This is a genomic window from Leucobacter sp. 1207-22, assembly GCF_052850455.1.
Genome location: NZ_VXCR01000004.1, coordinates 350,698 through 368,485, shown reverse-complemented (window position 1 = coordinate 368,485; position 17,788 = coordinate 350,698). Strand labels below are relative to the sequence as shown.

Annotated in this window: 15 protein-coding genes; 9 read left to right on the top strand and 6 right to left on the bottom strand. The window is 60.6% G+C overall.

What is annotated here, in order from left to right:
* Nucleotides 1-26: 26 nt before the first annotated feature.
* Nucleotides 27-2,030, bottom strand: coding sequence for an ATP-binding protein (locus tag FW756_RS09925; RefSeq protein WP_446429985.1), 2,004 nt, complete (start codon nucleotides 2,028-2,030; stop codon nucleotides 27-29).
* A gap of 66 nt (nucleotides 2,031-2,096) precedes the next feature.
* Between FW756_RS09925 and FW756_RS09920 the strand changes: the two genes are divergently transcribed.
* The 3 genes from FW756_RS09920 to FW756_RS09910 are packed head-to-tail and all read left to right on the top strand — an operon-like array spanning nucleotide 2,097 to nucleotide 4,844.
* Nucleotides 2,097-2,501 carry a response regulator transcription factor gene (locus FW756_RS09920; protein WP_446429984.1) on the top strand — a complete coding sequence of 135 codons (405 nt, stop codon included), beginning with the start codon at nucleotides 2,097-2,099 and terminating at the stop codon, nucleotides 2,499-2,501.
* Nucleotides 2,494-3,399: a HEAT repeat domain-containing protein gene (locus FW756_RS09915; RefSeq protein WP_446429983.1), complete on the top strand. Its 906-nt coding sequence runs from the start codon at nucleotides 2,494-2,496 to the stop codon at nucleotides 3,397-3,399. The genes FW756_RS09920 and FW756_RS09915 overlap by 8 nt, the downstream gene beginning before the upstream one ends.
* Nucleotides 3,396-4,844: a glycosyltransferase gene (locus FW756_RS09910; protein ID WP_446429982.1), complete on the top strand. Its 1,449-nt coding sequence runs from the start codon at nucleotides 3,396-3,398 to the stop codon at nucleotides 4,842-4,844. The genes FW756_RS09915 and FW756_RS09910 overlap by 4 nt, the downstream gene beginning before the upstream one ends.
* Nucleotides 4,845-5,136: 292 nt before the next feature.
* Here the strand turns inward: FW756_RS09910 and FW756_RS09905 are convergent, their stop codons facing one another.
* Entirely contained in the window at nucleotides 5,137-6,036 is a 900-nt protein-coding gene (locus FW756_RS09905) for a LysR substrate-binding domain-containing protein (RefSeq protein ID WP_446429981.1), read from the bottom strand.
* 185 nt (nucleotides 6,037-6,221) lie between these two features.
* Here FW756_RS09905 and FW756_RS09900 point away from each other — a divergent pair, with 185 nt between their 5' ends.
* Genes FW756_RS09900 through FW756_RS09890 form a run of 3 tightly spaced genes read left to right on the top strand, consistent with a single transcriptional unit; the run spans nucleotide 6,222 to nucleotide 9,541 of the window.
* Nucleotides 6,222-7,607 (top strand): MFS transporter, encoded by a 1,386-nt coding sequence (locus FW756_RS09900; protein WP_446429980.1) that lies wholly within the window; start codon nucleotides 6,222-6,224, stop codon nucleotides 7,605-7,607.
* Between the two features lie 39 nt (nucleotides 7,608-7,646).
* The gene (locus FW756_RS09895; protein WP_446429979.1) at nucleotides 7,647-8,867 is read left to right on the top strand and encodes an FAD-dependent monooxygenase; all 1,221 of its coding nucleotides are present in this window, start codon (nucleotides 7,647-7,649) and stop codon (nucleotides 8,865-8,867) included.
* Nucleotides 8,864-9,541, top strand: a complete 678-nt coding sequence (locus tag FW756_RS09890; protein ID WP_446429978.1) for an NADPH-dependent F420 reductase — start codon at nucleotides 8,864-8,866, stop codon at nucleotides 9,539-9,541. The genes FW756_RS09895 and FW756_RS09890 overlap by 4 nt, the downstream gene beginning before the upstream one ends.
* Before the next feature lie 375 nt (nucleotides 9,542-9,916).
* Here the strand turns inward: FW756_RS09890 and FW756_RS09885 are convergent, their stop codons facing one another.
* Entirely contained in the window at nucleotides 9,917-10,534 is a 618-nt protein-coding gene (locus FW756_RS09885; RefSeq protein ID WP_446429977.1) for a MarR family winged helix-turn-helix transcriptional regulator, read from the bottom strand.
* Between the two features lie 186 nt (nucleotides 10,535-10,720).
* Between FW756_RS09885 and FW756_RS09880 the strand changes: the two genes are divergently transcribed.
* Both FW756_RS09880 and FW756_RS09875 read left to right on the top strand, forming a co-directional pair.
* Nucleotides 10,721-11,797, top strand: coding sequence for a 2,3-butanediol dehydrogenase (locus FW756_RS09880; RefSeq protein WP_446429976.1), 1,077 nt, complete (start codon nucleotides 10,721-10,723; stop codon nucleotides 11,795-11,797).
* Nucleotides 11,798-12,275: 478 nt separating this feature from the next.
* Nucleotides 12,276-12,764, top strand: a complete 489-nt coding sequence (locus tag FW756_RS09875; protein WP_446429975.1) for an SIP domain-containing protein — start codon at nucleotides 12,276-12,278, stop codon at nucleotides 12,762-12,764.
* Nucleotides 12,765-12,961: 197 nt separating this feature from the next.
* On the opposite strand, the gene FW756_RS09870 is transcribed toward FW756_RS09875, so the two are convergent.
* The 3 genes from FW756_RS09870 to FW756_RS09860 form a co-directional block, all read right to left on the bottom strand.
* Nucleotides 12,962-13,453: a Dps family protein gene (locus FW756_RS09870; protein WP_446429974.1), complete on the bottom strand. Its 492-nt coding sequence runs from the start codon at nucleotides 13,451-13,453 to the stop codon at nucleotides 12,962-12,964.
* A gap of 146 nt (nucleotides 13,454-13,599) precedes the next feature.
* Entirely contained in the window at nucleotides 13,600-15,207 is a 1,608-nt protein-coding gene (locus FW756_RS09865) for an ABC-F family ATP-binding cassette domain-containing protein (RefSeq protein ID WP_446429973.1), read from the bottom strand.
* Between the two features lie 323 nt (nucleotides 15,208-15,530).
* Nucleotides 15,531-16,442, bottom strand: coding sequence for a LysR family transcriptional regulator (locus FW756_RS09860; protein ID WP_446429972.1), 912 nt, complete (start codon nucleotides 16,440-16,442; stop codon nucleotides 15,531-15,533).
* Nucleotides 16,443-16,524: 82 nt separating this feature from the next.
* On the opposite strand from FW756_RS09860, the gene FW756_RS09855 reads away from it, so the two are divergent.
* Entirely contained in the window at nucleotides 16,525-17,754 is a 1,230-nt protein-coding gene (locus FW756_RS09855) for an MFS transporter (protein WP_446429971.1), read from the top strand.
* Nucleotides 17,755-17,788: the final 34 nt, after the last annotated feature.

Sequence of the window (17,788 nt, the reverse complement as noted above, 5' to 3'; positions counted from 1 at the left end):
GTTGCATGAAAACGGTAAGCGATGTTTTACTGCGTGGACGATGGTGGCGACGCAGCGTCAGGTCGGGGGAGTGTGACGACTGCAGTGGTTCCCGAATGACCGTCTGATTCGAGCGTGATGGTGCCGCCCATGCGTGTGAGAAGTTCACGCACAATGGGGAGGCCAAGGCCGGTACCTGGCACGTGTCCGAGCTCTGCGCGGTGCACGCGATAGAACTTCTCAAACACTCGCTCGAGATCACGCTCGGAAAGTCCAGGCCCTTCGTCGGCAATGCGCAGGACCATCGTTGAGTCGGCAGGTTCGGCAGAAACCCGAATCTTCGCGCCTGCTGGTGAGAACTTAATCGCGTTGGTGAGGAGGTTATTGAGGATTCGCTGCAGCCAGAGTTCGTCTGCAAGGACGGCAGTGTCGTCGGGCAGCTCAACCTTGAGGTCGATGTCCCTCGCGCGGGCCTGCGGATCAAGATCACACTGGGCATCACTCAACATCGAGGCGAGCTGACAGGTGCGCGCCCGAGGGTTGGTGTCGACACCCATGCGCGACAGCGTGAGAATGTCATTGACCAAGTCAGCGAGCCGTTTTGCGTTGCGTGAGATGACTGCGACGATCTCTCGTTTTTCGTCGCTCTCGACGATGTCCTCGAGCTCCTCTGAGTAACTCAGAATGCTCGTCACTGGAGTACGAAGTTCATGGCTGACAGACGACACGAAGTCGTCCTTCTGCTCATTGAGCGCACGCATCTCGAGGTTCGCCGCACGCTCCTGTTCGAGTGCGCTCTTGAGTGCGCGGCGCTTCTCTTGTTCCTGCGTGATGTCAACGGCCTGGATCATGACGGTGGAATGATCCGCGCCCACTTGCGCGATGCGGATGTCGAGCTCCTTGCCTCCCCACTTGCGGGTGTCGTGCCAGAGCCGGTCATGCACGACGGCGACACCCGGCAACGCCTCAAGGGCGGGAGCAATGGTGATCGTGCCGTCATCTTGTTTGAGTCCGCGCCAGCCAGGCATGAGCTGGGTCGCAGCGGGATTTGCTTCGATGAGCGTGTAGAAGCCGTCGGATTCTCGCTCAAGCACGATGAAGCCGCTATTCGCGTTCGCAAGCGACTTGTGCAGGAGTGCCTGGCGCAACTGTAGGCGCTTGAGGAGCGCGGTGCGCTGATCTTGCAAGACCGCAAGCAGCAGCAGCGGAATGCCGATCGAGAGCGTGAATATTTGGTTGAGCCAGGAGAACATCATTGTCTCGCCAGCAGCTGCCGCGGCGAACGGGCCACCACCATTAATGCCGAGCAACACGATGAGCATGCTGGTGGCCGCAATCTCGATGAGAGCGACACCTGCACCGAACCTGAAAGCGGCCCATGCAAGTGCGGGGAAGGGCAGGAAGGTGACGGGGAGTTCTTGTCCGGGGCCAAAGGCAGCAAGCACACAGGCGACGAGGAGCGCGATCTGACCGACAAACTCAATCGGACGGTGGAACCGCATCGAGTCCAACGGAATCACACCGAAACCTGCGATCAACAGCGTTGCACTTGCATGGGACGCGGTAACTGAGCCGCCCACTGCGAGGTAGTCGCCGCCGTTGAGCCATACTGCGAGACCGACGAACAGACCGGCGAACAAGCCCCCGAGCAGGATTGCAATAACAAACCGAAGCAGGTCGACTGCACGGAAGGGGAGCGTCACCTTGCCCGGCTTGCCCCGCATGATGCGGGTGATGATCCACACCTCACCGGCGTTCGCGATGCCATAGAAAATTGCGACCCACCACACCGTGCCGGTCACCATGTTTGCGATCGCGGTGAGCACTGCGACAAGTATCACCACCACATCAAGTCGCCTGCGTGCGATGAGCGCCGCGAGCACTGCGACGCCGACCGCGGGCCACCAAGGCGCGGTGGAAGAGCCAGGGAAACGGAGGTAGACCATGAGCATGCTCAGGCCAAACATGAGGCCGAGGAACACAGCGATCCAGCTCGTTCGCACACGAAGATCGGCGCCACGTAAAAGCGTCGTCAGGCTGTCTCTACGCAAGGTAACTCCTCGGTCAGAATTTCTGTGAGAAGCTTATCCGTAACTTCGCTAGTACCAGGGAGATATATGCGAATTGTGGTGGTGGAAGACGAGGTAGATCTCAACCGTCTGCTCGTGCGAAGGCTGACACGCCTCGGACACGAGGTGCTTGGCGCGTCTGACGGACTTGCAGGTCTCGACCTCATACGCACAAGCACGCCTGACATCGCAATCGTCGACTGGATGATGCCGCGCATGGGCGGCCTCGAAATGATCCAGCGGTTGATTGAACTTGATCCAGCGATCCCCACACGATTCCTCATGCTCACCGCTCGTTCACAGGGCAGCGACAAAGAGCGCGCGCTCGCCGCAGGTGCAGACGACTACCTCGTCAAGCCATTCGCTGCTGCAGATCTCATCGATAAAGTGAACGCACTTGACCCGGCCACCGCGGGCCCACGAACGAGTGCGGGCAAGCACGCAGATGATTGAGTTTGTCGACTGGCTTGGAACCTCAGTGCAGTGGTTCTATTGGTCGCTGCTGGTGATTGTCGTCATCGTGCTCATTTCAATCGCGATCGGGTCCAAGATCTCGACCAACATGCGGCGCACACGTCGCGAGCGGATCCTTGATCAGCTCATCGACGGCGCTGAAGGTGACGGTCCACCACTCGATCGAGGGGCGGCGAGCTGGGAAGAAGTCGCAGACATTGCGATCGGCCTGCTCACGAACATGACCGTCACGGACCGGCGCGTGCTGGCAGAGTGGCTTGAACGTTCGCGGTTTCTCAAGGTTGCTGACCGGTGGACGACCGCGCGCAAACCAGCGCTGCGATTGCGAGGCCTGACACTTCTGGTGCTGACTGAGCAACCCGGTGCGCGTGCGCTTCTCACTGAATTTCTCAATGATCCGCACCCGCGCGTACGTTCAGGCGCAGCGCGACTGCTTGGCTATTTCGGCACCGCCGAAAATGCGGGCGATGTGTTCGCCGCCATCCGGGAAAATCGACTGCCACCGAGCGTTGGCGCAATGTCGATCCTGCGAATTCTGCCGCAGGACACCGCACTACTCGAAGCAAACTTGCGAGCGCCGAGCTCGGCCGCACGCCGCGTTGCCGCGATGCTGATTGGCGCGCTGGGTCGCGAGGAATCTGCGCCCAAATTACACGTTGCCCTGAGCGATGTTGATGAAGAAGTCCGCCGTAGCGCCGCGAAGAGCCTCGGCCAGCTGGGCCTTCCCGAAAGCATCCCGTATCTGAGGGACGCTCTCGATGATGCTGAGGGAACGTTGCTCACCACCGAACTCACGAACGCTATTTTCGCCTGCTCATCGCGCAGCGGATCCGCGCCCACCGACGCCCCCACGATCGAAGAGGAGCTTGGACGATGAACGGCTGGGAAATCTTCCTCTTCATCACGCTGCTCGTGCTGAGCGTGTACTACCTCATTTACAACATCGGTACGTTGACGCTCGTCATCATCGCCGCGAGACGCATCTCGAAGGAAACCCGCTGGCCGGTGGGATTCTCGAGTATCGAGGTGTTCTCGAACCCGATGACGCCGACCGTGACGGTGCTGGTGCCCGCGCACAACGAAGAAGCAGGCATTGTCGCGGCGGTCGACTCGTTGCGTAATCTCCGGTATCCCGCACTCGACATCGTCATTGCCGATGACGGCTCAACAGACCGCACGCTTGACGTGCTGATCGAGGCGTTCGACCTGGTGCCCATGCCAATCTCATCTGGCGACGAGAGCATTCTGCAGGAGGGTGCAACCCTCGCTGAGTACCAGTCGACGAGTGGGGCGCGGATCCACGTCGTCTCGAAGGAGAGCATCGGTCGCCGCGCTGACGCAGTAAATGCTGCGCTGCGAGTCGCGACTGGTGAGCTGGTGTGCATGATCGACGCTGACTCGATGTTGGCGCCAGATGCGCTGCTGCGTCTCGCGCTTCCGTTCATCGATGACCCGCGGGTTGTTGCCGCCGGTGGCACGATTCTGCCAGCGAATGGCATGACCTTCCAGGGCGGCAACCCAGTCGGATACGCGCTGCCGAGGAAGTGGATCGAGCGTTTTCAGGTCATCGAATACCTGCGCGCGTTCTTGCTCGGTCGCTCGGGTTGGTCTGGCCGCAATGGCCTGACGATCATTTCGGGTGCATTCGGGCTCTACCGCCGCGAAGCGATGATCTCGGTGGGTGGCCTCACCGCAGAATCGCTTGCAGAAGACGCGGATCTGCTCCTCTCTGTTCACTCTGAAGCCGTTGAGGCGAAGCGCCCGTATAGCGTCGTCTTCGATGCGCGCGCGGTGTGCTGGACCGAGGTACCGTCGCGACTCGATCAGCTCAAATCGCAGCGGATCAGGTGGGCACAGGGCCTTGACGAGATTCTGGTGAAGTTTCGCAAGCTCGTGTTCCGTCCGCGATACGGTGTGCTCGGCAACCTCGCGCTGCCGTGGCTGTTCTTGTACGAATATCTTGCACCGCTCGTTGCCGCGGTGGGGGTTGTCACGTCGATATGCATCCTGATCGGAACTGGCGGCAATATCGCGCCAGTCATACTCGTGCTCGTCTGCGGCATCGGGCTGTCAGCCGTGGTGGGAATTGCGGCGCTCGTCGTCGATTTGTTGTGGTTCAAGAACTACGCGGCGAACCGGCAGTTGGGGTTGCTCATTGTGACCACACTGCTTGAGCCGATCTTCTACCGACCGTTCACCTTTGTATGGCAGCTCGTCGGCATTATGCGTGGTCGCCTGGGCCGGTCGAGTGAGTGGGGCGTGATGGAGCGCACCGGGCACGCGTCTGCTGCTGGGGCTGCTGAAGCTTCCGAGGCCAAGTAGCTGCTGGTGCCGCTGAGGCTTCCGAGGCTTCGGAAGCCGCCGAACCCCTCGAAAAGTAGGGTTTCCGCCGAGAACGACCCGTTCATGCGCATGAAAAGGGCGGTTTCGGCGGAAAGGGGCTGTTTCGGCGGGGTGCGCGGGTAGGAAGGGGTTGTTTCGGCGGGGCCCGGGTAGGAAGAAGATGTTTCGGCGGGGTGGGCGGGCGGAAAGAGAGCTCCGGCGAGTTGCGCGTGCGGAAAGACGCGGGCAACACCGGCGCGTGAGCGCTGCGTCGCACACGGCTCCTCAAGCATCAGCTCCCGTAGCTCTCCTCAGCAAAGTCGAGAAGCGCTGAAGCCCTGGGGGTAAGGTCCATATCTTCAGGCCAAATGCCGACAACATGGGACTGCGTCACCGGCGGTTCAAGCGGGCGAATGAGCAGTGGTCGCCCCTCCAAGCTCGTGCGGGCAGCGCTCGGACGGGACATGAGCAAGCTATAGCCGAGCCCGCGGCCCACGAGGGCTTGCACGAGTCCGATGTCGCTGATCCGCGCCTCAATCGTTGGGACGAGCCCACGCGCTGAGAACGCGTCCAAGACGTTTGCCGTGCCCGGGGTGGCGTCGAACTGAATGTATGGCTCGTTCGCGAGGTCGGTGAGGTCGAGAGAGGGGACGCTTGCGAGCGGGTGATCGGGGTGGAGGTGTACTTCGAGTTCGGTCTGATAGATCCGCCGCTTGCGGTATCCCGCCGGAAGCGAAACATCGTAGACGAGCGCGACGTCGAGTCGGCCGCCCTGGAGGGCAGCGAGCAGTTCTTCGTTCGTGCCGATCATGATTGAGACATCCACACCGGGGTGCATACGGGGAAATCCCTCAAGGAGTTCTGGAACGACATACGCCGCGAAGGTCGAATAGCACCCCAGCTTGACCGGACCGCGCAGGCCGTGGTCTTCACCGACGCCGAGCACGAGTTCTTGCGTCGCTGAGATGATCTGCCGCGCCTGCCTGGCGAATTCCACTCCGGTGGGGGTGAGGGTGAGTCCGCGCGCCTTCCGGCGGACGCAGAGCGGCTCGCCCACGGTGCGCTCGAGCCCGGTGATTGCCTGCGATAGCGCAGATTCAGAGATGTGCAGGTGGGCTGCAGCTGCACTGAGCGTGTCAAAGTTTGGCAGCGCAGAGAAGAGCTCTAGCTGCCGCAGACTCACGTCGACCATTGGGATACCTGCCCCTTCGCAGATTCTTAAGGAAAATCGAACTTGTTTTCCACAATAGTGCGATTTACACGCAGACGAATCCACGCCATATTAGGGAAGACCCCGGGGCGCCGCTGACTGATCGAGATGTGCGTGCTCCACCTCCGATTCGCTCACTTCTGAGCGGCTAACAACGACGTTAGGGAATGACCATGTCCGCAACAGCTTCCGCAGTCAGGCCGACCTCGCTGCGCAGGGTCGCCTTCGCGACCATCATCGGAACCACTATCGAGTGGTACGACTTCTTCATCTATGCCACAAGCGCAGGGCTCGTCTTCGCGCAGCTCTTCTTCCAGCCAGCCGGTGAGCAAATCGGCCTCATGCTGTCGTTCGCGACCGTCGGAATCTCGTTCCTCTTCCGGCCATTGGGTGCGTTCCTCGCGGGCCACTTCGGCGACATCATTGGGCGACGCGCAATGCTTGTCGTCACGCTTGTGCTCATGGGCGCTTCGACGACGCTTATCGGCTTGCTACCGACCTATGCAGCAATTGGAATTGCCGCGCCGATCCTCCTTCTCTTCCTCCGAATCCTCCAGGGGCTTTCGGCCGGTGGAGAGTGGGGCGGCGCCGCACTCATGGCAGTAGAACACGCTCCCGCAAGCCACCGCGGTCGCGCTGGATCATGGCCGCAGCTGGGTGTACCCCTTGGGTTCCTGCTTGCCTCGGGAACGACCGCGCTCATGACCGGCGTGATCTCGCCGGGTGAGGCGTACCTGGAGTGGGGCTGGCGCGTGCCGTTCCTGCTGAGCATCGTGCTCATCGTCGTTGGCATTGTGATCCGCCGAGCGGTCGATGAAAGCCCGGTATTCCAGGAGATCGCGGCAAAGGGAAAGAAGAAGGGCATTCCTATCGTTGAGGTGTTTAAGCGTCACTGGTACCTCGTGCTCCTTGCCGCCCTCGTCTTCGCAGGAAACGGTGCCCTCGGCTACATGACCACAGGCGGATTCATGAACGCCTACGCCATTAACACCCAGGGCCTAGACACGACAGCAGTACTCCTTGCCGCATCGACCGGTGCCGCGGTCTGGTTCTTCTCGACGCTGTTCTCCGGAATCCTTGCAGACAAAATTGGCCGTCGAAACACGTTCCTCATCGGCTTCAGCATGCAGGCGCTCATCGTATTCCCTGCGTTCTGGTTTGTGAACCAGTGGGGGCTCGCAGGCCTGTACCTTGCGCTCATCCTCATCTCGCTCGCACTCGGTTTCACCTACGGGCCGCTCGCGGCCTGGTACTCCGAGATTTTCCCCGCGTCGATTCGCTTCTCTGGCGTCTCGATCACCTATGCACTCGGTGCAATCATCGGTGGCGCGTTTGCCCCAATGATTGCGCAGATGCTCCTCGAGGTAACGGGATCCACGCTCGCGGTATCGACCTACCTGCTCGTGGCTTCACTCATCGGTGGCCTTGCGACGCTCGCGCTCCGTGACCGCAGCGGCATTCCGCTCGGCCCAGACCACGAAGCAGAACAGGCGGCCGGTGCCACCATGTTTACCTCACCAACGCCGGTCGTCAGGGTCCACGCAGACGCTTAGAGTGATCCGCGCACCACACCTCTCAGTCAAGGAGAAAGCATGTTGAGTCCAGCAACCAAAATCGCGATTATCGGCGGTGGAATGGGCGGGTTGACCGCTGCAATTGCACTGACGCGGATCGCAGGCGTTCGAGTCACCATCTTCGAGCAGGCCAGTAAGCTCGGCGAGGTCGGGGCGGGGGTAACTGTCGCACCGAACGCGCAACGCGTTCTCGACGAACTCGGATTCCTTGAAAAAGTGCGCGACGCCGGTGCTGTTCCTGACGGGCACGGGGTGTACCTCGATTCCATGGGTCGCCTCGTGACCGATGCGGCATGGGAAGACTCGCACAAGCAGTACCGCAACATCGGCATGTACCGTCCTGACCTGATCAATGTGCTGGCGGCTGAGGTGGATCCTGAGGTGATCCGCCTCGGCCACCGCTTGAGCGACATCGAAATCTTGGACGAGGGCGTGCGGCTCTCGTTCGAGAACGGTGTGGTCGAGGACTTTGACGCGGTCGTCGGCGCAGACGGCATTCATTCGGTGGCGCGAAAGACGGTCGGGCAATTTCCTGAACCCGTCTACTCGGGATACATCGTGTACCGCGGGGTCGTCGATGCAAGCCGGCTTCCAGAAGACTGGCCAGCGATCAGCCAAGTGTGGATGGGAAACTCGCGTCACTTCATGTGTTACCCGCTGAAGAATCGAACGCTGTATAACTTCGTGGCGGGTGTGCCGAGCGACCGGCCGCTACACGGTCCATGGTCTGGGCCGGCGGAGGTGAGCGAACTCGCGGCTGAGTTCGCTGGCGACGACTGGGATCCGCGCCTGCATCGATTCATCAATTCGATCGAGAAGACATTCTGGTGGGGATTGTTCGACCACGAACCACTGACCAACTGGTCTCACGGCCCAGTAGCACTGCTCGGCGATGCCGCTCACACGATGCTCCCGCATCAAGGACAAGGTGTGAACCAGGCCATCGAGGACAGCATGGCACTCGCCACCTTCTTGCGGGCGGCAAACAGCGTGGCCGAGATTCCTGAGGCGTTTCGCCGGTACACAGCGGTGCGGATGCAGCGCACCGCGATTCTGCAGCACGGATCGCGTCGATCGGGCTGGATGTTCGATGCACAGCGCGAATTTGCGGATCTCGCGAAGCGCGATGCAGACATTCGTGTTGGCCGCGATTTCCGCCGCAGCGCGGTCTTCGATTACGACGCAAAGAAAGTGGCAGAGCAGGCGCTCGCCCGCTTTGAGAGGAACGGGAACGTATGACTTCGAACGCAGTAGTGGCTGCAGGCAACTCCGGTGAGAGCCGTGGTACGGCGAGGCGCGGCATCACGATTATTGGCAGCGGCAAAATGAGTGCCGCACTCGCCGAGGTCGCCAAGCGCGCCGGATACCCGACGCAGATCCTCCGCCGCAGCACACTCAGTTCCTCTGGAGATCGACCCGAAGTTACCTACGGGGCACTCGGAGATGACATTACGGGTGACATCGTCATCTTCGCGTTGCCGTTCGTCGCCTACCCAAGCGTGCTTGAAACCTATGCGTCGCGCCTTGACGGCAAAGTCATCGTTGATATCGCGAACGCGATCGACTTCACAACCTACGACGAGCTGAAGGTTCCCGCTGGGTCGTCAACCGCGCTTGAGCTTGCGGCTATGGTTCCCGCATCGGCTGCCGTCGTCAAGGCGTTCAACGTCAACCTCGGTGACACCCTGACCGCTGGCACAAATGGGACGACCGCCACGACCGTGCTCTACGCGGGAGACTACGCAGAAGCAAAGATCGCAGTCGCCGATTTCATTCGTGCCTCAGGCATGCGCGCAGTCGATGCTGGCCCGCTCACGAGGTCTCGCGAACTCGAGTCGATGGGCTTCTTGCAGATCATGCTCGCGGCGCTCGGGCGCACGAGCAACGAGACTGGATTTGCGCTGCTTGAGTAGCGCGTGCTGCTCGGGAGGTGTGCGGACTTCGCCTCGTGCCGTGTTCGCCTCGTGCCGCCTTCGCGGCGGGAGGCCTCCGCGGCGTGAGGCCTGATCGCCAAGACCGGGCGGGCCTGCAGAGCCCGCTCCTGGTCACCGGCCCTATCCGGTGACCGCTGCCCGAGTCCGGCGGCTCGCATTACTCGTTCCTGACATCGTGGCGAGTGACGCTGCTGAGATCGCGGGTTATTGCCGAAAACGCCCCTTTCATGCGCATGAAAGGGGCGTTTTCGGCGGGAAACTGCTTTGTCGGGCGGATCCGCACCCCAACAGCTGTGCCGCAACAGCCGTGCCGCAAGGGCTGCGCCGCAACAGTCGTGGCACCGCAGGCGACTGCTAGCTGCTCGGTGTAGCTGCCGTCGAGAGGTCCTCGAGCGGTTCAAAGATGACCGGCATCGCCGCGATGGCGGCTGCGGCCTGTGCCGCCTCTGCAACGCGCGATGGCTTGGCTGCTGCCGCTGCCTCAGCTGCGGCGATCTCTGCTTCTTCGGCCTCTTCGAGATGGCCGATTAACGTTTCAGAGACTTCGCCCGCCTGCTGGATCTGCTCCGCACTGAACGCATTGACGAAGAGTTCTTTGATGGCGTGCAAATGATCCGCGTTCGCAATACGGAACGACGCAAGCCCGTCAGCCGTGATCGTCACGTCAACACCGCGCGCTGCCTCTTTGCTCTGGCTGCGCTTCAGCAAACCGCGCTTCTCCATGCGGCCGAGATGGTGCGAAAGTCGGCTGCGCTCCCAATCCACGAGGTCTGCGAGGGCAGCGGATCGCAGCGTATGTTTCTCAGCCTCCGACAGCGCAAGCAGCACCTGGTAATCGCCAAGTGACAGCGACGCGCGCTCAAGCATTCGACGCTCGAGCATGTTTCGAAGGAAGTGCGCAGACTCGAGATAATTGGCCCAGATCTGCAGCTCTCGCAGGTCTGGATTTCGGTCTTCTGCTGTCGGACTCACCGAACCTCCTGTGTGGTTGACGCATCAATGCTAGCGGGCGTAACGTGATAATCATCAATCGATGCGGTACCGCCGCGCCGGTTGAAAATTGAGAGCCAATAACCAGCAACTGACAAGCTGGTGCCGGGTTCACAAGACCTGGCTACCTCCGCTCAGTTGCACCTTGTACTGAAGAGGGTGTTCATAATGAAGGCAGCACGTTTCTACGATCGCGGCGATATTCGCATCGAAGAGATTGAGCAGCAGAAACTTGAGCCGGGAACGGTTCGTATCGATGCCGCGTGGACTGGAATCTGCGGCACCGATTTGCATGAATACCTCGATGGGCCGATTTTTGTTCCGGCTCATGGACATCCACATCCGATCTCGGGCGAAGACGCACCTGTCACGCTCGGCCATGAATTCTCGGGTGTCATTTCTGAAATTGGTGAGGGTGTTACAGACCTCGCCATCGGCGATCATGTTGTGGTTGAGCCTTACATCATCCGCGACGACGTCAACACTGGCCCCGAGTCAAACGACTACCACCTGTCACCAGACATGAACTTCATTGGTCTCGGTGGCCGCGGTGGCGGTCTCGCCGAGAACATCGTTGTACGTGAGCGTTGGGTGCACAAGGTCGATAAGTCTGTTGCGCTCGACGAAGCAGCACTCATTGAGCCGCTCTCGGTCGCGTACCACGCGGTGAAGCGTTCAGGCGTTGTCGCTGGCCAGACCGCCGTTGTTGGCGGCGCTGGTCCTATCGGTCAGCTCACTGCAGCAGTGCTCACCGCACTCGGTGTGAAGGTGATCATCTCTGAGCTCTCACCGCTGCGCCGTCAGAAGGCGCTCGATGCTGGAGTTGCGGATGTTGCGCTCAATCCGGCAGAGGTCAACGTCGTTGACGAAGTGAAGAAGCTCACCGACGGCAAGGGCGCTGATGTTGCCTTCGAGTGCACCTCGGTGCAGGTGGTCTTTGACACCCTCATGGACGCCGTACGCCCGACTGGCGTCATCGTTGTTGTATCGATCTGGGGCAAGCCTGCATCGTTCGACATGCACAAGCTGGTCATGAAGGAAATCGATGTGCGCGGCACCATCGGTTACGTAAACTCGCACCCTGACACCATCGCGCTGGTTGAGTCAGGCAAGATCGATCTCAAGCCATTCATCACCGGCAAGATTGCGCTCGAAGACCTCGTTGACAAGGGCTTCGATACGTTGATCAACCACAACGAAACTGCTGTGAAGATTCTGGTCTCGCCGACGGGACAAGGGCTCTGAACTCAGTGGTTATATTCGTGACGCTTTAGTCGCGGAGCGGTAGCGCCCGGCACCTCGCAGATGTGCGAGGTGCCGGGCGTTGATGTTTCTATTCGGGCGCTGGACGTGGGGTGCCGGGCTTTGTCGCCCTTCGTCTGGAAAACGGCCTTCGTCAGCATGAATTCAGGTGAAATCGTGCTGATGAAGGCAAATATGCAGAGCAGAGCAGGGCAGAGCAGGGCAGAGCCGGGCAGGGCAGAGCAGGGCTGAGCGGGGCAGAGCGAGCGTAAGGCAAGGCAAGGCAAGGCAAGGCAAGGCAAGGAGGGACAGAGTAGCCCAGCCCAGCTCCAGGCAGGGGACGGCCCGGGGCACTGCAGCTACCAGCGGCGCCAGGAGTGCGCGCGCCGCCCCGTGCTCTCACTCGCAAGGCGTAGCCTCATCCCCACCCTCCCAGCAAACCAACATCTGATGATTCTGAAATGTGGCGTACACTGGAAGCGTGAGTTGGGGTGTTTTTCCTGGTGAGCCAGAAAATGGGGTCGGGTCTGGCGACGAGTCGAGCGACTTCATTTTTGTGTGCCCAACGAACCTGGAGTGTGTGCTTGCCGTCGGCGATGCCGAAGACATCCCAGCTTTGCGCGAGTGGGCCGCCGCGCTCCCGCGGAAGACCTACGGCAGAGTCGTCGTTGAGGTTGAATCACCAGTCCAGATCGAGTCCTTCGAACGCGGACTGCTCCCTGCTGGCGTCGGCGTAACCTGGGCAATTCGAACCAAGAACGCAGACAGGCCTGGGGCTACAGCGATTCGTGCTGCGGATGGGTGGCTTGATGAATGGCTCCGAGGCGACCCGATGAGTGGTCGCTATGTGCAGCTGTGGCCTGGGCTGAGCGACAACACTTGGGCCTCAGGTGAACTGCGCCGCATCGCTGACGAGCTTGCTGAGACGTTTGCCGCAGCCACCGAGTTTCGTGGTGGGCTCGGGGCCTAGCGTTCTTGATGCTTGAAAGCTAGCGGAGTCTGGCATCAAGCGCGGATCCAAACCCGGCAAAATCTTGCGGAATCGCCCAGCCCGCCCCGCCGCCGAAGTGCCCCAATGAACATACAGTGCATTGAAACGCGCAGGTGGGTGACGCGAAGGATCCGCGTCACCCACCTGGGGTTATCTGACTCGTCAGTCAGGCGAGGTTAGTTCGCAATGTGCGAGTTCAAGAACCAGCGATCCTTATCGAGCTGCTGTGCGAGCGCGATGACGATGTCCTGGCTCGGTGCATCGATGTCTGCGAGGCCGTCGATCGCGGTGTAGACCGTTGCGATTGCTGCATCGAGCGAAGCGACCATCTCGGTGACCGTGGTCTCGGAGTTCTGGAAGCCAGCGCTCAGCTCAGGCAGGCTGTTGCCCGCGGCAACCGAGCCGATGCGAGCATCGAGGGGGAGGCCGAGTGCGACGATGCGCTCTGCGACCTCGTCTGCGCCGTCCTGTGCGTGAGCAACGACGTCATCGAGGAACTCGTGTACGCCGATGAAGTTTGCACCGCGCACGTGCCAGTGGGCCTGCTTGCCGTTGACTGCGAGTGCAACGAGATCGTTCACGACCGGTGCAAGGTAGCGAGCTACGCCTGCGGGGCGATCGAGGTCTCCCTGCGAGACTACGACTGAAGTTTTCTGAGTAGCGACCATGATGTGTCTTACCTTTCGTCTCACGGTTGATTTGAACTGTTAAAAAGTACGATACTCCGATTTTCGCGATGCGCAAGCAAGGTTAGACAAGCCTAACTCCCTGACCAGGGTGCCTTTTGGTGACAGAAAGCGACGCGTCTGACGGGTTATCTGGGGAGAGTTGCCCGCTGATGCATGCGTCCCGCCGCGTCGAGTTCGAGGACGACGTCAACGCCGATCCGCGTCAAGAAATCGAAGTCGTGACTCACGACGAGCAATGCCCCGCGGTATGCGTCAAGTGCCTCGGCAAGCTGCTCAACGCTCGCGATGTCGAGATTGTTCGTCGGCTCGTCAAGCACGAGTAATTGGGCTGGCGGATCAGCGAAGAGCAACCTCGCAAGCGCAACTCGAAAGCGTTCACCACCCGAGAGGGTGCTGACGGGGCGGTCGACACTGTCTCCGCGAAGCAACAGTCGCGCGAGATGATTGCGGATCGTGCCCACGGGCGTATCGGGCGCAACCTCCTGCACGTTTGCGAGCGCACTCAACGAATCATCGAGATTATCGAGTCGTTGCGGCAGGTAGCCAACGAGCTCAGTCACCAGCTTGCCGTGGGGGCGCCCCTCGACTGGGTCGTTGCCGCTCAATAAGCCGGTGATGAGCGTTGACTTGCCCGATCCGTTCGGCCCGACGAGAGCGACGCGTTCTGGGCCCTGCATGATGTACGTGCGATGCTCGTCGGTGAATTCTGCGATGCGGCGTCCGCGCGGAACATCCGGATCGGGCAACACGAGTGAGATGTGCGCTTGCTCGCGTACCCGAGCGTCTGCGGCATCGACCGCTGCCTGGGCTGCAAGCACCTTGTCGTCGAGGGTGTTGCGGAGTGCACCGGCTGATACCTGGGCGTTGTTCGCCCGCTTTCCCGCGATGATTTTGGGGATTCCACCGTCCTTCTGAGTCTTCTTCGCGGTGCGTTCACGCCTCGCAAGCTTCGTCTCGGCTTCAACTCGCTGACGTTTTTCGACCTTCAGCGTTTGTTGTGCGGCTCGCGCTGCCTGCACCGCTGCGGCTTGGGCCTGTTCTTGATGCGCCTTCCATTCGCTGTAGGGCCCACCGAAGGTTGAGAGGGTTCCACCGAAGAGTTCAGTGGTGTGTTCCATGTGTTCGAGGAGTTCGAGATCGTGGCTGACGACAACGAGCGTGCCGGGCCACGAGTCGATGAAGCTTGCGAGCTGTGCGCGCGTTTCCCGGTCAAGATTGTTTGTCGGCTCATCGAGCAACGTGATCGGCGTGCGTCGAATGCGCAGCCCCGTGATCGCAATGAGCATGCTTTCGCCACCTGACAACGCCGATACCGGGCGGTCAAGATCCGCGGCAGAAAATCCAATCTGGTGCAGGGACTCGTCTGCGCGCGACTCAATATCCCAATCGTCGCCAATGGTGTCGAAATGTGCCTGGTCAACATCACCGCTCTCGATGGCGCGGATCGCATCGAGCACAGCATTGATGCCAAGCAACTCGGCAACGGTGGCGTCGTGTCGAAGGGTGAGGTTTTGTGGAAGATACCCGACCTCACCAGCGGTGCTGATACTGCCGGAAGACGGCGTGAGTTCGCCGGCGATGAGCTTGAGCAGCGTTGACTTGCCTGCACCGTTATGTCCGATGAGACCGGTTTTGCCCTCGGGGAGAGTGCCCGAGACTGCGTTGAGTGCGACTGAGCCATCTGGCCATTCGAAGGTGAGGTTCTGCAGTGTGATCGCTGAGTGCTGGGACATGAATCCTGCTTTCTTCCCTGCCGTGAACGCACAGTCGCGTGATCAGTGGCAGAGGGATGGGTGACGCAGACTGCGACGCCAAACACGAAACCTCGCCCCGCGTATGCGAAAGGGGCGGTATTCGAGGTGGCGGTCTCGCCGGTCAACGTTCAATAGAACGAACCTAGGCGAGTGCGTCAGAGATATGGGGGGTACTGCGTAGGGCAATGCGCTACGCGAGGCAGCCACTGTAAGCCAGTGACTAGGCCCGGATATCTATCTCAATCATCTCCATGACAGAAGATTCTACCAGGTGCGTGCGGTGATGTCACGGCGTCGCCCACCTACTCCGTGCCGCCGGTGATCCGTTCGGTCACGAGCGCAAGGAGGGCGTCTAGTGCAGGCGTATGCCAGCGGTGCTCGTGATGGATCAGCGAGATCCGCCACTGCGGCACGGGTGCCGGGAATTGCAGGGTGGTGATTCCTGGCTGCCCAACGGTTGCTGATTCTGGCAAGAGCGCGATGCCGATGTTCTCGCGAACGAACGCTGTGACGAGCGCGGTTGTTGTGGTTTCGGTTCTGATGCTGCGCATGAGACCAGCGTCACGAAACATGGCGTCGGTCACGCTCCGCTGTCCGAACCCCTCGGGAAAATCGATAAATGATTCGCCAGCGATTTCAGCGAGTGTCACCTGACGTTTCTTTGCGAGTGGGTGATGTTCGGCAACGGCAAGCACGACTGGCGAACAGGCGAGTTCCATCTGCTGGAGCTCGGTGAAGAAAATGTCACCCGAGCAGAACGAGGCATCCAGCCGGTTGTTCACCACATCTTGTTGCAGGCCGATGGAACCCTCGGGCGAGGTGAGTAGTTGCAGGTCGACCGCCGGATACCGCTGGCGAAACGCGCCAATGACCTCGGGCATATTGAACGGCAGCTCAGACGCTGGTGCACCGACGCGAAGCCGACCGGTGACGCGGCCCTCTGCCGATTTCACGGCGTCACGAGTTGCGCGGGCTGCGGTGAGGAGATCTTGCCCTCGGCGCACAAGCTCCTCACCCGCGGCGGTGAGGTGAAATTGGCGGGTGGATCGCACGACGAGCGTCGTGCCAAGGTCGTGCTCGAGTGCTTTAACCCCGGCTGAGACCGTCGATTGCACGACGTGCAATGCCTCTGCAGCTCGGGTGAAACTGCGCAACTCGGCGACTGCGATGAAGTATTCAAGCTGGCGAAGATCCATCTCGCTATTATCGATCATTTCGATAAATCTGTTCAAAATTATTCGTTGGACGCGATGCAATCCGCACTGGCACAGTCGATAGGTAGTGAAAGGGAAAACTATGACTGAATTGATCCGTACGCAGGATCGACCGGCGGTGCAGGTTCGCGCCGTCAGCTTCTGGAACATTGCCTTCGCGTTCCTTGTCGGAATGGCGTTCTCGACGCTCCCAACGCCGCTCTATCCGCTGTATGCAGAGCGTGACAACTTCTCGATGTTTGTGGTGACCGTGGTGTTCGCGGTGTACGCAGTGGGTGTCATTGTGAGCCTGCTGCTGGCCGGCCACATTTCAGACTGGGTCGGTCGGCGAAAGATGATGCTCATCGCGCTGGTGCTTGAGATTGTTGCAGCTGCGATCTTCTTGCTCGCGCAGGAGCTGCCCGGCCTGCTTATCGCACGGTTTGTGACTGGCATTGGCGTGGGCATGCTGTCTGCAACGGCAACCGCCTATTTGCACGAACTGCACGGACGTTACCGGCCAGGGCATGGCAGCGCGAGGTCTGAAATTGTGTCGACTGCGGCAAACATCGGTGGACTTGGCGTTGGTCCGCTTGTTGCCGGTGCGTTGGCTGAGTACGTGTCAGGGCCGCTCACGGTCCCGTACGTGGTGTTTATCGTGTTGCTGGTGCTGTCAGTTGGCGCGGTGCTCGCAACGCCAGAAACCGTGGATCTTTCTGGTCCGAGGCCACCGTACAGGCCGCAGCGTCCCGGTGCTGCGGGGCTTGGTCGAGGGTTCTGGCAGGCAGCGATCGCTGGGTTTGTCGCTTTCTCTGTCTTCGGCGTATTTACCTCGGTTGCGCCTGGATTCGTTGCTGGCACGATGGGAGAGCCCAGTCGATTTGTTGCTGGCGGGGTAGCGTTCGTGGTCTTCGCTGCGGCTGCGCTCGCGCAGAGCACGACGTCGAAGCTCCCGCTCGGCGTGCGTTTGACTGCGGGAGTCGTTGGTGAGGTACTCGGTCTCGGCGTGACGGTCGTTGCGATGCTGAGCCAGCAGCTGCCCATGTTTGTGCTTGGTGGTGCGATCGCAGGTGCGGCCGCGGGCCTGTTGTTCAAGGCTGGCGTGGGTACGGTGCTCGCGATTGCGCCAGCGGATCAGCGTGGCTCAGCGCTCGCAAGCATGTTCCTCATCTCATACCTTGGACTCATCGTGCCGGTCCTGGCGATGGGAATTGCGGTGCAGTTCTTGCCAGCAACGACCGCGTTGGTGAGCTTGTCTGGCGTGCTGATTGTGTTCTTGCTTGTGCTCGTCTCGCTCTCGACTGGTGGCCGTTCCGCACAGTCGAAGCGGTAGCGGCGATAGCAGTGGTAGCAGTCGCGGCAGCGCG

Excerpts from the sequence above, each read along its gene's own strand:
- FW756_RS09920 (WP_446429984.1), top strand. The coding sequence starts at position 2,097 with ATGCGAATTGTGGTGGTGGAAGACGAGGTAGATCTCAACCGTCTGCTC.
- FW756_RS09915 (WP_446429983.1), top strand. The coding sequence starts at position 2,494 with ATGATTGAGTTTGTCGACTGGCTTGGAACCTCAGTGCAGTGGTTCTAT.
- FW756_RS09910 (WP_446429982.1), top strand. The coding sequence starts at position 3,396 with ATGAACGGCTGGGAAATCTTCCTCTTCATCACGCTGCTCGTGCTGAGC.
- FW756_RS09905 (WP_446429981.1), bottom strand. The coding sequence starts at position 6,036 with ATGGTCGACGTGAGTCTGCGGCAGCTAGAGCTCTTCTCTGCGCTGCCA.
- FW756_RS09900 (WP_446429980.1), top strand. The coding sequence starts at position 6,222 with ATGACCATGTCCGCAACAGCTTCCGCAGTCAGGCCGACCTCGCTGCGC.
- FW756_RS09895 (WP_446429979.1), top strand. The coding sequence starts at position 7,647 with ATGTTGAGTCCAGCAACCAAAATCGCGATTATCGGCGGTGGAATGGGC.
- FW756_RS09890 (WP_446429978.1), top strand. The coding sequence starts at position 8,864 with ATGACTTCGAACGCAGTAGTGGCTGCAGGCAACTCCGGTGAGAGCCGT.
- FW756_RS09880 (WP_446429976.1), top strand. The coding sequence starts at position 10,721 with ATGAAGGCAGCACGTTTCTACGATCGCGGCGATATTCGCATCGAAGAG.
- FW756_RS09870 (WP_446429974.1), bottom strand. The coding sequence starts at position 13,453 with ATGGTCGCTACTCAGAAAACTTCAGTCGTAGTCTCGCAGGGAGACCTC.
- FW756_RS09865 (WP_446429973.1), bottom strand. The coding sequence starts at position 15,207 with ATGTCCCAGCACTCAGCGATCACACTGCAGAACCTCACCTTCGAATGG.
- FW756_RS09860 (WP_446429972.1), bottom strand. The coding sequence starts at position 16,442 with ATGATCGATAATAGCGAGATGGATCTTCGCCAGCTTGAATACTTCATC.
- FW756_RS09855 (WP_446429971.1), top strand. The coding sequence starts at position 16,525 with ATGACTGAATTGATCCGTACGCAGGATCGACCGGCGGTGCAGGTTCGC.